Below are 13,454 nucleotides of genomic sequence, written 5' to 3'. Positions count from 1 at the left end.
ACCAAATCAACACCCTGTTGAGTTCTCAACCAACTGACGCTTCCTCCGTACTCACCCCTGCGGGGCTTTCCTTTGGGCGCTCACGACCGTCTGGCACCTCTGGTATTGCTGGTACCAACCAGTTGCCTGACATGATGCTGCACCCGCCGGTGTGAGCTGTCAAGCAGTTTGGTCCTACTCGTACCAACCAGTGGGCCTAGTGGGGCATCATGGGGCTATGGCGACGCGCTCCGAACCCCTGTACGTGCAGTTGGCGACCAGCCTGCGGGCGAAGATTCAAAGCGGGGAGTACCCGCCAGGCAGCAAGTTGCCGAGCGAGCGGAAGCTCATGGAGGTCTATGACGCTTCCCGCAACACTGTGCGCCTTGGGCTACAGCGGCTCGTGGCGGAGGGGCTCGTCTTTGCCAGCCAAGGGCGGGCTTATATGGTCCATCGGCAGGACGTCTTGGTCTACAACTCGTCCCGCTCGGAAGACCACAACAGGCGTTTGGCCGCAGGCGTGGACGCGTGGGTGCAGGACATCCAAGAGCAAGGGCGAACGCCCAGCCAGGAAATTTCAGTCAGCATCGAGAATGCCGGTCCGAGCATTGCGCAAAGCCTTGAAATGGAGCCGGGTGAACTCGTTCTGGTGCGACGGCGGCTGCGCTTCGTGGATGACCAGCCATGGTCGACCGAAGACTCTTACTACCCTCACGAGCTTGTCAAAAACACGCCAATCGCCGAACCGGCGGATATCCCCGAAGGGGTCATCGCCTACATGGCCTCGCTTGGGCATAAGCAGACTCGCTACGTTGACGACGTCACAGCGGTGATGCCCAACCCTAAGCAGGCTGCCGAACTCGCCGTCGAGGCAGGGATTCCACTACTGGTCAGGACTCGCGTCGGCTACACGGAAACAGGGCCGGTTCGGGTGACCATCACAGCAATGCCGACCGATCGCAATGTCCTCCGCTATGAGTTGGGAACAGGGGAAAACGATGGATGACCGCGTCACCATTCGGCCTGCCGATCGAAATGAAGCTGACGCTATCGCTTCCATGTGGGCAGAGGCTGGTAGGTGGCTGAAGTCAAAAATGATTGATCAGTGGCAATACCCCGCTAACCAGGAGAAGCTTTCTCGCGACATTGAGCAAGGGCATGCGTATGTGATGACCAATGGGTCCGAATACTTGGGGACAATCACGGTGGATGGGTTCGCCGACCCCGAATTCTGGCTCCCGGGTGATTTGCCCGACAGTGCTTTGTATGCGCACCGAATTATCGTCCGGCCGAACGTAAGTGGTAGCTCATTGGGTGTCTCAATGCTCGATTGGGCGTCCCAGAAAGCCGCGAAGTTGGGTAAGTCGTGGCTTCGGGTTGACGCCTGGAAGACGAACTCTGATCTTGGACGGTACTACGAGTCGCAGGGCTTTACCCACGTCAGGACCGTGGATCTCCCCCATCGACGCTCCGGCGCCCTGTATCAGCGGCCGGCAGGGGTGACCGTAGGTGCCGGGCCTCGGTACTTGGGGCTGGAAGCCTGGAAGGTGGATGAGAACGGCAACCCGGAGTGGGGTTGGACAACGGGCCTGTAGCGGCAGACATCCCCGATGAACTGGTTGAGTTGGAGCTAGCCGCAGTGGAAGAGCGCGCCCGCCGACGGGTCTGGCCGACGGCCGGGCACGGCGCTGGCTCGTTCCCTGCCGCTACTGATGGCGGCAGATCGAGCGCGTGACTTGACCGTCTATGGGCCGTCACTGCACCGGCAGCGAGGGCGCGTTGAGCCGTGTCCGGCGATTCCGTGGTCTTCGATGTGATCAAGGGCGTATCTCGCTACGCTCAGGCCATGGAGCCACCAAGCCATCTCGCACATGAAATAGCTCGTGAGGCTCTCCGCCTCGAAGCCCTCCTGGCAGGGAAGACCATCAGGCTCACTCCAGCAGCCATGGAAGACCTTCGAGCTTCGCTCAGGGACATCCGGGAGCAGCTCTCTCATTACAATCGCCAGTTGGCTACCAGATATTTCGATCCGGATCTAAATCCGATTTACGTGCAGGTTGTGGTCCGGCCATATCAGGCTGAGCGCATCGTCCCCCTGGGGAACGGTGGATTCTTGGCCTTCGCGGAAGCTGTCGAGGACAGGCTTGACCTGCCTCGATCGGGTGGCGACGAGGCAGGTTCCACTAGTAACGAGATTCCGGTTTCCGTCTATATTGCCTCGGACGATGAGGGTGAGATTTCCAGGATTATTCAAAGCGTCCAGGAACTCGCCAACGCCTTGGGGTATGAGGAGGTCGGGGAGCCAGAGGTGCGGCGTGGCTCCATTTTTAGGAGGTCGCGCGCCGCTGCCCAAGTAGGCATGGATGAACTAAAGAGTCGCCTCTCTAAAGTAGAGCGCGGCCTTGAGCTGGCACACCTCGAACTGCGACAGGCTGAAGTTAACACCAAAGAGAGTGAAGCCGTATCCAACCTTCTAACCGCGCTGGAGGGAACCGAGCGTGCCTGTGTGCAGATAGGCTCAGTATTTCTCGTCAAGTACGTCGCGAACGGCCGTCAGGTGGTTCTGGTGCGCAATCTCACGCAACTTGAGATGCACGCCCTGACGACTTACCCCGAAATCTTGACCCGTCCAGAAGCGGCATTGCAAGCACTCGCCACCGCTATGTCTTCCTTGCCGGATATGGAAGGAAATGGCGATGGTGACACGCTCACACGCGGCACTATCTGAGCCTTATGGGCATGCGGAAGCTCCCTACTCAGAGCCCCAATCTGCTGATCGTGAGCCTTGAGTGATCCAGAGCGGACGGTGCATGCGCCTACGGATCAGAAGGTTGCGGTTCGAATCCTGCCGAGTGCACAAAGACAGTCCCGGAGAGATCCGGGGCTGCTCGCGTTTCCAGCGGGCGAGGGGGAAGGCGGTGCCAGCAAGCCGGGTGGGAGGCTGCTCCTCTTCGTGAGGATCCGGGGCGACACCCGCCGGGCCCTCTCTGGGCCCTCCGAGGGCGACAAGCAATGCTCAACAACGACCAACCATGACCGCCCGATCGCAGGTCAGCGAGAGTTTGTGTCCCGCTGACCTGGCCAAAAACGCAGGCCCGCCAGACCCAGGGCAAGAAGAAGTAAGCTCCACTGATCAAGCCCCCCACCTGCAGGTTCTCTGCGGGTGGGGGGCTTGTTGCTGTGCTGGGGCCGTCTCTGGGCCTTGGGGGCGGGCGGCTTCAGCTGGTGAAGGTGAAGTACTTCCAGGAGCCGTGCGTGGTCGAGTTCACGGTGTCGCCCGAGGAGTCGTTGACGTAGGACGACCGCACGCGCATCGAGTAGCCGGTCTGGTGCGTGCCGCCCAGTTCCACCACCGACTTGCCCGTGGAGTCGAGCTTGAAGTACTGGGACCCCGCCGACCGCCAGGCGCCGTCGTAGTAGATCTGGAACTGCAGCCTCTGCGAGCGGCCGGGGTAGGCCGTCATCGTGGTCGTGAGGAGCGGATTGGTCGTCTTCCGGAAGTAGTACTTGGTGTGCCCGTTGACCGTGCCCGTCTTGTAGTAGCGGCTCAGGCTCAGCGACACCCTGACCTTCGCGCCGACCCAGCTCTCGGCCGTCTTCGGGGCGGTCCGCGCGTCGCCGGAGAAGGACGCGCTCACCGTGGTGTCGCGCTTCAGGGGCAAGGTGACCGACAGGTTGCCCTCGCTGTTGACCGTGCCGGTCTTGACCAGGTACTTGCCCTTGCCGTCGCCCGCGGTGTCCGCGTAGAGCGAGAGCGTCCGGTTCTTGTACGTCGTGCCGAGGTGGGCGGTGAACGTCACGTTACTGGCGTAGGCGTAGACGTTGCCGTTCTTGTTCACTGTCAGGGTCGCAGAGCTCCGGGAGACCTCGACCGCGTCGGAGGCGGAGGCAGTCGTGCGATCGGCGTCGCCGGCATAGGAGACCTTGTACGTGACCTTGCCGCCCGCGGGCGGGGTGTCGGTGAAGGAGAAGGTCCCGTCCGCCTTCACTGTCGCGGCCGGGAGCGCCTTGCCGTTCGGGGACTCCAGGTCCGTTCGGGTGACCGCGACGGTGGTCCCCGCGGGCAGCCCGAGCGTGTTCGTGACCTTGCCGGAGACGGTCAGCGACTTGGCACGGTCGGCCGTCGCCGGGGCGTTCACCGTGATGGTGGTGACGGCCTTGCTGGGGTCGGTGACGACGCGCAGGCGGTACCTGTTGAGGAGGTCGTGTGTGACCGCGAAGAGCCGGCTGCTGTCGGGCGCGAAAGCGAGGTCGCCGTGGTCGAGCAGGGTCTCTTGGGCGACTCCGTTCTGGTAGTCGGTGAAGTTGGCGGTCCGCCTCGGGGCACTGCTACCCGGCTTGTAGATGGACACATGGGGGAGGCCGAAGGAGGCGTAAGTGTCGGTGCCCACCGCGACGAGGCCGTCCGGCGCGACATCAACCGACCGTTGTTCCCAGTAGCTGCTCGGATACCTGATGGTCTCTGACAGGTCTGAGGTCCGAAAGACCTGCTGGAAGGCGCCTGCTGTGGTGGCCACCACGAGCTCTGTGCCGTCCGGGGTGAGCGCCAGGTCCTCCGCGGTGTTGCCGATGGCCGCGTCCTGCCCGCCGAGGAACGCGGTCCGGCTGGCCGTGCCGGACGACACGTCATAGATGCCGAGGGTGAAGTAGTACTGGCGCGAGCCGGCCGCCAGGGTGTTGGGAGCGCCGGGTGCCGCGTCCAGCAGGGGAGCGTCGTTCCACGTTCCGTCGGCCTCCTGGGCGAGCGACACCTGCGTCTGCCCGCCGGACAGGTCGAGAGAGCCGATGTTGCCGTGACCGACGCTGCCATAGCCGAACCAAAGTTTGCCGCCCGCGAGCGCCAGGTGCTGCGGATCTGTGCCGTCACCCGTCGCGTACCGCCCAGTCTCGGTGACCGTCGCCGTGTCGATGGCCACGATCTCATCGGTTCCCGGCACGGCGACGTAGACCGTTGCCGAGTCGGCGGAAAGCTCCAGGCCGTCAGCCTGCGGCAGCGAGGTGATCGTCCCGATGACGGTGCCGTTGTAGTTGGTGGCAACGACCTTGCCTCCCGACGGGTCACTGATGAAGACCCGCTGGTGAACGCCGTCCACGATGATGTCGCCGCTGGACGTGATGGGCAGCGTGGCGCTGCTGTCGGCGACAGCAGGGCCCGCGGCCGACCCGATCAGGGCGCCAGAACTGAGAGCGACCGCCAGCGCCGTCACGGCCGAAATGCTGCGCACACGCACAGTGATGCAACCCCCACTAGGAAGACAAGACTGCCCACAAGACACCTGGAGCCCCTTCAGGGTTGTACGGCACAACTGCGCGAGTCTCCGCAGGTCCCACTGGATGCCGCCCAGGAGCCGAGCACCTTCTATGGCAGGCGCGCACTCGGTACGGCTCGGTCCAACGGTGGTGAGTGTCCAACTGCGTGACAACGCTGGCGAACAGCCCCAGACAAGCGCGGACGGCGGCTGCCATCGCAGCAGGCCAGCGGCACACTCGCCCCTACTTGAGCCCCCTCCAGGCGGCCTGTTTGACGCGTGCATCCTGGGAGCACGACGAATCCCGGCGGCCCGTACGTCAAGGTGCACTTCCGGCTTGAGACAGAGGACGACTGGCCTCCGGCCTCGGTGGAGAGCCTGTGGGCCATCGACCAAGGTGATGGCACCGTGCGGGCCACTTCCGTCGGCTGACGCCGGTCATGTGGGCCATGGCTGGGCCGTCCCTGGGCCGTCTCCGCGCCGTGAGCTGCCTGGCCGGGCCGTCGGGCGAGTCGGGTGCCAGGACCGACGGAGTGCGATCAGGTCTGCTGCCTCACCTCTGCCTGTGCGCCCACATCGCGGAGCGCCGCGACAGCGATCTCGGCGGCCTCCTCTGGAATGCCGTCGAGGATCACAACCGGGGCTTGATCCACCAGAACCTTGCTACGCCAGAGGCTCAGTCCTGCCAGTCGGCGTACGACCTGGGCCACGTCGAGTGGACAGGCACCCAGGTGGACGAGCACCACGTCGTTGGGCACGTCGGCACAGACCAACGTGAAGTATTCGACCGCCATCCCTGGTTCCCTCCCGTTCTGATCAGGAGCGTAGGTGCCTGAGCCATCTCAGACACCGGGCATTGCGCTGCCGAAGACGGCGACCACGGCCCTGCGGGCAAGTAGGACGGGCGGGAAGGCAGAACCGGCCGGATTCGAACCGGCGTCCTCGCGATTTTGGAGACCGCGCGCGACGACCTCTGCGCTACGGCCCCGCCCCGTCCGTCATCCTATGGACTCCCGCTGCTGCCAAAGGGCCCGTGCCCCTGCCGTGCCCGATCGGACAACTCGCGCCACGACGGTTTTCAAGGTTGCGTGTGGCACTCGGCTCTGCGACGCAACCCCCACGCCCTGAACCGGCCGCTCGCGAAGACGCCGACTCCGATGGACAGCACGATCAACAAAGTCGACGGCACGACGTCGAGGGTCACGTGGTGGCCCCCGGCTGCCAACGACCCCAGAAAACCGATCGCCGTGAGGGTCGCGGCGGCCACGGCAAGGCAGACTGCCGTCTCGGCCCACCACATCGCCCGCGTCGGTTGAGTCGTCATGGCGATGTTGTACATCGCGCATCTGGCTGCTGTACAGCAGGGAAGTACACCAACCCCCACGCCCAGGACCGACCGCTGCCAACCTCAAGCAACCAGCGCCGTACGCCCGGCCGGCCGTCTGCCCGCTGAAAAGCGGGCCTCGACCCCGGTGGGCTCAGCCAGTGCAGCCAGGAACGCTGTTCGGTGGGGCGCAGTTGTTCGGCTTGTTGCGTTTGACCGCGGTGTTGTTCAGCGTGACCGTGCCGGAGTTTTTGAAGATGCCGCCCCCGTCGCCGGCTCTGTTCTCGGTGACGGTGCTGTCGTCCAGGGTCGTGGTGCCGATGGCGTGGAAGATGCCGCCGCCCTGGGCGGTGCCGCCCTTCGGAGCCTCGGCGGTGTTCTTGCTGATCGAGGAGGACTGCTCGGCCTTCACCGTGCCGCCGAGGAGGTTGCTGATGCCCCCGCCCCGCGCGGTGCCGCCGCTTGCGCTGGCCGTGTTGCCGAGCACTTGGCTGTCGCGCAGGGTGAGCTTGCCGACAGGACCGACGCTGATCGCGCCGCCCGTGACGGTGCCCCCGTTCGGTGCGGTGGCGTGATTGCGGACGACGAGAGATCTGGTCATCGTGAGGTCGCCTCCGTTCCCGACCGCGCCTCCATTGACGGTGCCGCCCGGGGCGCTGGCGGTGTTGTCGCGGATGACGCTGTCCGTCATGGTGACCGTGGAGGCGTTGTTCAGCGCGCCGCGCGCGACACCGCCCCGGGCGCTGGAGCGGTTGTCGCTGATGACGCTGTGCTCGATCGTCACCGGGGCGAAGATGCCCAGGGCGCCGAGCGCGAAGCTGCCGGTGTTCGGTGTGACGGTGACGGTGTTGTGGTGCACGTGGCTGTACCTGAGCGTCAGCGGGCCGTCGTTGGCGATCCCGCCGCCCGCGGCACCGTTCACTTCGGTGCCGGTGTACTCGGCGATGTTGCCGCTGACGTCGGTGTCGTACAGGGTCGCCGTGCCGTCGTTGTCGATGCCACCGCCCTCGGCGAAGACACTGGACGTTGCGATGTTGTCGATGACCTGGCTGTGATTCACCGTCAGGGTGCCCTGGTTGTTGATGCCGCCACCGCAGACCTGCCCAGGAGGGAAGGGAGGGACGGGGGCTCCGGGGCAGTCTGTCGCCCTGCCGCCCTTGATGGTGGTCTTGTTGAGCGTCAGAGTGCCCGTGCCGGCCACGAAGAGGATGCGGAAGGCCGGGGCAGATTTGGCGCGTGTGATTCTCGCACCGTTGCCGTCGATGGTGATCTCGCTGGTGATGGCGGGCAGGCCATTGGCGGGATTGGTCGCGTCCGGAGACGTCAGCTTGTAGGTGCATTTGCGGGCCAGCCGGAGGGTGTCGGCGCCCGGTGAGCCGTTGGCCGTGTTGATCGCCTCGACCAGATCCCGGACCGAGCACCGTACGTCCACGGTGGCGGCATGAGCGAACGGGACCGGAAGGACCATCACGGCACAGGCCGCCAGGCCGGCCGTGGCCAGGAGCCGGCCTGGACGCGATCGTCGGACACCGTGTTCCGGCCCCTGCGCTCGGAATCGGAAGCACTGCCAGGACATGAGGGTTCCTCCTTCCGCACCAGGAGGCACCCCGACGGGTGCGCTTCGACCAGCGGCCCGGTCCGTCCTGGCGCAGGTCGTCGACGTGGGATGCCGGAATCAGCCGACCACGTTCTCCCGCCGCGGGCGGCCTGACTTCGCCCGCTTGTCACCCGTCGGCTCGGCACTTTCCCCAAGTCGGGCCAACATCCCGTGCGCTCTGGCCCTGACGGGTCCTGAGATGGGACCTACGGTCCGGTTTCGCCTCATCAGGTCTCGAAACCCCAGGTCAGGGGCATGAAGCGGGTGTTCCCGTGTGGATCTGTGCTGACGGCCACAGTAAACGGGACACACGTAGGCCCATACTGAACCATGACGAAGCCTGCTGCGCCGAAGCGCCATCTGCCTACGAGTCCCTTCAAGGCCCCGGTTCCACCGGCTCCCAAGCACTTCGCCGTGGGAGATCAGGTCACCCACGACATGTACGGCCTCGGCCGAGTGGTCGGCATCGAGGACGGAATCGCGGCGCTCGTGGATTTCGGCTCGGCGCAAATGCGGATCTTGAGCCCGTACGCCAAGATGACCAAGCTGTAGGACCGAAGGAAAGAGAGTCCTCCCATCGATACGACGTCGCTGTTCTCCGCCCTGGAAGGGCAACCCCGCCGCTCCACCGCGGCATCGCCGCCTCCGGCGACCAACCCCTTCCAGGCCCCCGACTTCGGGGAAGACGAGACCTTGCCGCTGGAGGACGCACAGGAGCCCGCCTCGGGCGTTCGTGCGGCGCGACCCAAGGCGGCTTAGCAAGAACCAAGATCAAGGCCCGGGCCGTGACCCGGGCCTTCTTGCTGCCGAGTGAGTTGTTCGTCCTTCCGTGTGGTCCCGGGCCGGCCGGCCGCTACCCGACGATGACGATCACGACGGATCCGTTGCCGAAGCGGTTGTCGAAGTGGTGGTGGCCGAAGCAGAACCCGGGGTGGTTGAAGCAGAAGCCGCGGTGATCGAAGCGGAATCCGTGGTCGAAGCGGAATCCACCGCGGTCGAAGCAGCGCCCGTTGTCGTGGCCGAAGCACGAGTCGGTGGTCACTTGGGTGTGCACAGCGGGGGCTGCCGCTGAGGCCGTGCCCGCCGTGCCGATCGCGGCGCCGCCGGCCAGCAGAACGCCGGCCGCGGACACCGCGAGCAGACGCCCCGCGTCGTGTGCTCGCATGATGGATGCACTCTTCCTTCCGGAACGAGCCGACCAGGGACGTACCCCCAGATTGCGGCCCTACTTCCCATACGTCCGAGGCGCCTTTTCGGATTGCCGCCCGGCCCGTACGACGTGTCGTGCACTAGCTCCGCGCAACCGGGGAACCCGGCAGGCACGGGACCCGCTCACCGCACGCCGTGCCGGGGGTGATGACCATGCAGTCCGGGCAGTCCCAGCAGTCGGCCTCGCGGGTCGGCGCGGCGCTCGCCGCAGCCGCGCGGGGGGCCGGGGATCCGCGGCGGGTTCCCGACGCGCTCTGCACGGCCTGCGTACGGCTGCTGCCCGTCACCGGCGCCTCCGTGTCGCTGTCCGGCGGGCGCGGGATCCGGGTGACCTGGTGCGCCAGCGACCGCGTCGCCGCACGGCTCGCCGAGCTGCAGTACACCGTGGGGGAGGGGCCCTGCCAGACCGCCCTCGATCAAGGCGTTCCGGTCTTCGCGGCCGACCTCGCCGGGCGGCGCGACACCTGCCGCTGGCCGATCTTCGCGCACGAGGCCGTCGGGCTCGGCGTGGCCGCCGTGTTCTCCGTGCCGCTCGGCGTCACCGGCACCGCCATCGGCACCCTCGACCTGTACTGCGACCGGCCCGGCGGACTGGCCGAGCCGGATCTGCGGACCGCGCTGCGGGTGCGGGACGCCCTGACGGACGCCCTGACGGATCTGCGGCCCAGGGGAGAGGAGAGGGGAGAGGAGGGGGAGGCGGCGTCCTGGGTGTGCGCCTCGCAGGCCGATCACACCGAGGTGCAGCAGGCCGTCGGCATGGTGATGGTCCAGCTCGACCTGGACCCCGAGCAGGCCCTGGACCGGATACGCGCCCGCGCCTTCGCCGAGGGCCGTACGGTCAGCCAGGCCGCCCGGAGGGTCCTGGCCCGCAGACTCAGCTTCCAGTAGCCGGTGCCCGGTGGACGAAGTGAGGGGCCCCGGAGTCACCGGGGCCCCTCACAGGTCGTACGCCGTCAGCCGCACTGGCAGGGAGCGCCCGACTGGCAGCCGCAGCCGCAGCCGGAACCGCAGCCGCACGCGGCCACGAGCGGCAGGCTCCTCATCTCGGCGGGCTGGTCGGTCTCGCGCTCCTGGGTGGGGTCGGGCGTGGTGCTGGGGGATTCGGCCATGGGTCCCTCCTCGACACTGGGGCCAGATGCCCTCGCCCATTCCATGCCCGTTTCTCCGGGCGCATCAACGGCGCACAGAGGCGTCCGCGCGCCCTGCCCGATGGCCTTCGAGCCCCCGGGGCAGCGCCGGTGTCAGGCTTCGTCGACCCCGGTGACGGGCTGGATGTCGGGCTGCAGCTCGTCCGCGTGCTCACCCGTGACCAGGAAGACGACGCGCTTGGCGACGGCCACCGCGTGGTCGGCGTACCGCTCGTAGTAGCGGCCCAGCAGGGTCACGTCGACGGCCGTCTCGATGCCGTGCTTCCAGCGCTCGTCGATCAGGTGCTGGAAGAGGGTGCGGTGCAGCTGGTCCATCTCGTCGTCGTCCTGCTCCAGCTGGAGGGCGAGGTCGACGTCCTTCGTCACGATCACCTCGGCCGCCTTGGCCATCAGGCGCTGCGCGAGCTGGCCCATCTCCAGGATGGTGGCGTGCAGGTCGTGCGGGACGGCGCGCTCGGGGAAGCGCAGCCGGGCCAGCTTCGCCACGTGCTGGGCGAGGTCGCCGGAGCGCTCCAGGTCGGCGGACATGCGCAGCGACGTGACGACGATCCGCAGGTCGGTCGCCACCGGCTGCTGGCGGGCGAGCAGGGCTATCGCCCGCGCCTCCAGGTCGTGCTGGAGCTCGTCCACCTTCTTGTCGGCCTCGATGACGCTCTCGGCCAGCTTCAGGTCGGCGTCGAGGATCGCCGTCGTGGCGCGCCCGATGGCCGACCCGACCAGCCGGGCCATCTCCACCAGACCGTCGCCGATCGAGTCAAGTTCCTCGTGGTACGCGTCCCGCATCAGGGTTCCCTCTCGTATGTTCTCTTTCGGGGCTTCCGGGGGCCGTGACACCAGGCGCCCCGTGGCGAAACCGGCGGTGCGAACCCCACGCTCCCACGTTCTGCCTCGCACGCGTCCGTTTCTGCCACCCCAAATGAACCACTACTGGCTCCAAGGTGAACTCTGGGCGACGAGTGTCCGAGGTCGCACCTCGACGGCTGTGGGTATGTCGTACCCCATGCCTAACCTGGATGCATGGACGTGAACGCGGCGGTCGCCGCAGCGGCAGCGATCGCCGGGGTGCTCACCGGCGTCATCGCCATGCTGGCGTTCCGCTGGAGCGAACGCGACCAGAAGCGACCGACCAGGACTTCTTTGCACACCGATCCCGTACTCCCGCCCGGCGTGGACACCGTGCTGTCCGTGCTCCGCTCCTCGGCCGTCGTCCTCGACGAGGCCGACGCCGTCGTCAAGGCAAGCTCCGCCGCGTACGCCCTCGGGCTGGTCCGCGGCGGCAAGCTCGCCGTCGAGCCCATGCTCCAGATGGCCCGGGACACCCGCCGGGACGGGGAGATACGCCAGGTCGAGCTGGACCTGCCCCGGCGTGGCACCGGACGGGGCGAGGCCCTCGCCGTCTCCGCGCGCGTGGCCCCGCTCGGCTCCCGCCTGGTCCTGCTGCTGGTCGAGGACCTCACCGAGGCCCGCCGGATCGAGGCCGTACGACGCGACTTCGTGGCCAACGTGAGCCACGAGCTGAAGACGCCCGTCGGCGCGCTCTCCCTGCTCTCCGAGGCCGTCATGGACGCCTCGGACGACCCCGAGGCCGTACAGCGCTTCGCGGGCCGCATGCAGATCGAGGCGACCCGGCTGACCAACCTGGTCCAGGAGCTGATCGACCTCTCGCGGGTCCAGAACGACGATCCACTGGAGGACGCCGAGCCCGTCCGCGTGGACGACCTCGTCGCCGAAGCCATCGACCGCTGCCGCCACCAGGCGGGCACCAAGCAGATCACGATGGCCGCCGGCGGCACCGCCGACCTGCACGTCTGGGGCAACCGCGGCCAGCTCGCCGCCGCCCTCGGCAACCTCGTCGAGAACGCCGTCAACTACTCCCCGGCCCGCACCCGCGTCGGCATAGCCGCCCGCCGGGTCAACGCCCCGGGCGGCGACATGATCGAACTCGCCGTCACGGACCAGGGCATCGGCATCTCCGACAAGGACAAGGAGCGCATCTTCGAGCGCTTCTACCGCGTCGACCCGGCCCGCTCCCGGCAGACCGGAGGCACCGGCCTGGGTCTCGCGATCGTGAAGCACGTGGTCGCCTCGCACGGCGGGGAGGTCACGGTCTGGAGCGCCGAGAACCAGGGCTCCACCTTCACCCTCAGGCTGCCGGAGGCGGGTGCCGCCCGCGACCGTGCACAGCAGCACCCCGACCTCGACGAAGAGGCCGGCGGCACCGCCGACTCAACCCCGTACGAACCGCTTCCCGCCCCGGAGGTCCTTCCGTGACCCGAGTGCTCGTCGTCGAGGACGAGGAGTCCTTCTCCGACGCCCTGTCGTACATGCTCCGCAAGGAGGGCTTCGAGGTGGCCGTGGCGGCCACCGGCCCCGACGGACTCGACGAGTTCGAGCGCAACGGCGCCGACCTCGTTCTCCTCGACCTGATGCTGCCGGGTCTGCCCGGCACGGAGGTCTGCCGCCAGCTGCGCGGCCGCTCCAACGTCCCCGTGATCATGGTCACCGCCAAGGACAGCGAGATCGACAAGGTCGTGGGTCTCGAAATAGGAGCCGACGACTACGTCACCAAGCCGTTCTCCTCGCGCGAGCTGGTGGCCCGCATCCGCGCCGTGCTGCGCCGCCGCGGCGAGCCGGAGGAGGTCACCCCGGCCGCCCTGGAGGCGGGCCCGGTCCGCATGGACGTCGACCGCCACGTGGTGACGGTGTCGGGCTCGAAGGTCGACCTCCCGCTGAAGGAGTTCGACCTCCTGGAGATGCTCCTGCGCAACGCCGGCCGCGTCCTGACCCGCATGCAGCTGATCGACCGGGTCTGGGGTGCCGACTACGTCGGCGACACCAAGACTCTCGACGTCCACGTCAAGCGCCTCCGCGCCAAGATCGAGCCGGACCCGGGGGCGCCGCGGTACCTGGTGACGGTCCGCGGCCTGGGCTACAAGTTCGAGCCGTAA

Annotated in this window: 14 protein-coding genes and 1 tRNA gene; 7 read left to right on the top strand and 8 right to left on the bottom strand. The window is 67.1% G+C overall.

The window, feature by feature from the left end:
* The first annotated feature begins 217 nt into the window (after positions 1–217).
* From ACFY3C_RS31575 to ACFY3C_RS31565, 3 genes are all read left to right on the top strand, one after another.
* Positions 218–985 (top strand): GntR family transcriptional regulator, encoded by a 768-nt coding sequence (locus ACFY3C_RS31575; protein ID WP_390773186.1) that lies wholly within the window; start codon positions 218–220, stop codon positions 983–985.
* The gene (locus ACFY3C_RS31570; RefSeq protein WP_390773185.1) at positions 978–1,574 is read left to right on the top strand and encodes a GNAT family N-acetyltransferase; all 597 of its coding nucleotides are present in this window, start codon (positions 978–980) and stop codon (positions 1,572–1,574) included. The genes ACFY3C_RS31575 and ACFY3C_RS31570 overlap by 8 nt, the downstream gene beginning before the upstream one ends.
* Positions 1,575–1,765: 191 nt before the next feature.
* Entirely contained in the window at positions 1,766–2,707 is a 942-nt protein-coding gene (locus ACFY3C_RS31565) for a hypothetical protein (RefSeq protein WP_390773184.1), read from the top strand.
* Positions 2,708–3,197: 490 nt separating this feature from the next.
* Here ACFY3C_RS31565 and ACFY3C_RS31560 read toward each other — a convergent pair whose 3' ends face one another.
* The 5 genes from ACFY3C_RS31560 to ACFY3C_RS31540 form a co-directional block, all read right to left on the bottom strand.
* A complete protein-coding gene (locus ACFY3C_RS31560) occupies positions 3,198–5,204 on the bottom strand; it encodes a YncE family protein (RefSeq protein WP_390773183.1) in 2,007 nt (668 codons plus the stop codon).
* A gap of 563 nt (positions 5,205–5,767) precedes the next feature.
* On the bottom strand, positions 5,768–6,022 hold the full coding sequence (locus ACFY3C_RS31555; protein WP_390773182.1) for a ribosomal protein L7/L12: 255 nt from the start codon (positions 6,020–6,022) through the stop codon (positions 5,768–5,770).
* A 119-nt stretch (positions 6,023–6,141) separates the two neighbouring features.
* Positions 6,142–6,216 (bottom strand) — tRNA-Trp (locus ACFY3C_RS31550).
* Positions 6,217–6,306: 90 nt separating this feature from the next.
* On the bottom strand, positions 6,307–6,567 hold the full coding sequence (locus ACFY3C_RS31545) for a hypothetical protein (protein WP_390773181.1): 261 nt from the start codon (positions 6,565–6,567) through the stop codon (positions 6,307–6,309).
* Between the two features lie 139 nt (positions 6,568–6,706).
* Complete coding sequence (locus ACFY3C_RS31540; protein ID WP_390773180.1) at positions 6,707–8,020, bottom strand: hypothetical protein; 1,314 nt, start codon at positions 8,018–8,020, stop codon at positions 6,707–6,709.
* A 459-nt stretch (positions 8,021–8,479) separates the two neighbouring features.
* Here ACFY3C_RS31540 and ACFY3C_RS31535 point away from each other — a divergent pair, with 459 nt between their 5' ends.
* The gene (locus ACFY3C_RS31535; protein WP_386573710.1) at positions 8,480–8,701 is read left to right on the top strand and encodes a CarD family transcriptional regulator; all 222 of its coding nucleotides are present in this window, start codon (positions 8,480–8,482) and stop codon (positions 8,699–8,701) included.
* A 301-nt stretch (positions 8,702–9,002) separates the two neighbouring features.
* Here ACFY3C_RS31535 and ACFY3C_RS31530 read toward each other — a convergent pair whose 3' ends face one another.
* Positions 9,003–9,314 carry a hypothetical protein gene (locus ACFY3C_RS31530; protein ID WP_386573709.1) on the bottom strand — a complete coding sequence of 104 codons (312 nt, stop codon included), beginning with the start codon at positions 9,312–9,314 and terminating at the stop codon, positions 9,003–9,005.
* A gap of 197 nt (positions 9,315–9,511) precedes the next feature.
* On the opposite strand from ACFY3C_RS31530, the gene ACFY3C_RS31525 reads away from it, so the two are divergent.
* On the top strand, positions 9,512–10,246 hold the full coding sequence (locus ACFY3C_RS31525; RefSeq protein ID WP_390773179.1) for a GAF and ANTAR domain-containing protein: 735 nt from the start codon (positions 9,512–9,514) through the stop codon (positions 10,244–10,246).
* A gap of 65 nt (positions 10,247–10,311) precedes the next feature.
* Here the strand turns inward: ACFY3C_RS31525 and ACFY3C_RS31520 are convergent, their stop codons facing one another.
* Both ACFY3C_RS31520 and phoU read right to left on the bottom strand, forming a co-directional pair.
* Positions 10,312–10,467 carry a hypothetical protein gene (locus ACFY3C_RS31520; RefSeq protein ID WP_179851626.1) on the bottom strand — a complete coding sequence of 52 codons (156 nt, stop codon included), beginning with the start codon at positions 10,465–10,467 and terminating at the stop codon, positions 10,312–10,314.
* Between the two features lie 132 nt (positions 10,468–10,599).
* Positions 10,600–11,289, bottom strand: coding sequence for a phosphate signaling complex protein PhoU (gene phoU, locus ACFY3C_RS31515; RefSeq protein WP_386573707.1), 690 nt, complete (start codon positions 11,287–11,289; stop codon positions 10,600–10,602).
* 234 nt (positions 11,290–11,523) lie between these two features.
* Here phoU and ACFY3C_RS31510 point away from each other — a divergent pair, with 234 nt between their 5' ends.
* Positions 11,524–12,777 carry a sensor histidine kinase gene (locus tag ACFY3C_RS31510; protein WP_386573705.1) on the top strand — a complete coding sequence of 418 codons (1,254 nt, stop codon included), beginning with the start codon at positions 11,524–11,526 and terminating at the stop codon, positions 12,775–12,777.
* Positions 12,774–13,454, top strand: a complete 681-nt coding sequence (locus ACFY3C_RS31505) for a response regulator transcription factor (RefSeq protein WP_010358452.1) — start codon at positions 12,774–12,776, stop codon at positions 13,452–13,454. The genes ACFY3C_RS31510 and ACFY3C_RS31505 overlap by 4 nt, the downstream gene beginning before the upstream one ends.

This window comes from Streptomyces sp. NPDC001410, assembly GCF_042895235.1.
Lineage (GTDB): Bacteria > Actinomycetota > Actinomycetes > Streptomycetales > Streptomycetaceae > Streptomyces.
This window is presented reverse-complemented; position numbering and strand designations above follow the sequence as displayed.

Coding starts and splice junctions, on each gene's coding strand:
- ACFY3C_RS31520 (WP_179851626.1), bottom strand. CDS start 10,467: ATGGCCGAATCCCCCAGCACCACGCCCGACCCCACCCAGGAGCGCGAG.
- ACFY3C_RS31530 (WP_386573709.1), bottom strand. CDS start 9,314: ATGCGAGCACACGACGCGGGGCGTCTGCTCGCGGTGTCCGCGGCCGGC.
- ACFY3C_RS31555 (WP_390773182.1), bottom strand. CDS start 6,022: ATGGCGGTCGAATACTTCACGTTGGTCTGTGCCGACGTGCCCAACGAC.
- ACFY3C_RS31575 (WP_390773186.1), top strand. CDS start 218: ATGGCGACGCGCTCCGAACCCCTGTACGTGCAGTTGGCGACCAGCCTG.
- ACFY3C_RS31540 (WP_390773180.1), bottom strand. CDS start 8,020: ATGGTCCTTCCGGTCCCGTTCGCTCATGCCGCCACCGTGGACGTACGG.
- ACFY3C_RS31510 (WP_386573705.1), top strand. CDS start 11,524: ATGGACGTGAACGCGGCGGTCGCCGCAGCGGCAGCGATCGCCGGGGTG.
- ACFY3C_RS31570 (WP_390773185.1), top strand. CDS start 978: ATGGATGACCGCGTCACCATTCGGCCTGCCGATCGAAATGAAGCTGAC.
- ACFY3C_RS31535 (WP_386573710.1), top strand. CDS start 8,480: ATGACGAAGCCTGCTGCGCCGAAGCGCCATCTGCCTACGAGTCCCTTC.
- phoU (WP_386573707.1), bottom strand. CDS start 11,289: ATGCGGGACGCGTACCACGAGGAACTTGACTCGATCGGCGACGGTCTG.
- ACFY3C_RS31525 (WP_390773179.1), top strand. CDS start 9,512: ATGCAGTCCGGGCAGTCCCAGCAGTCGGCCTCGCGGGTCGGCGCGGCG.
- ACFY3C_RS31545 (WP_390773181.1), bottom strand. CDS start 6,567: ATGTACAACATCGCCATGACGACTCAACCGACGCGGGCGATGTGGTGG.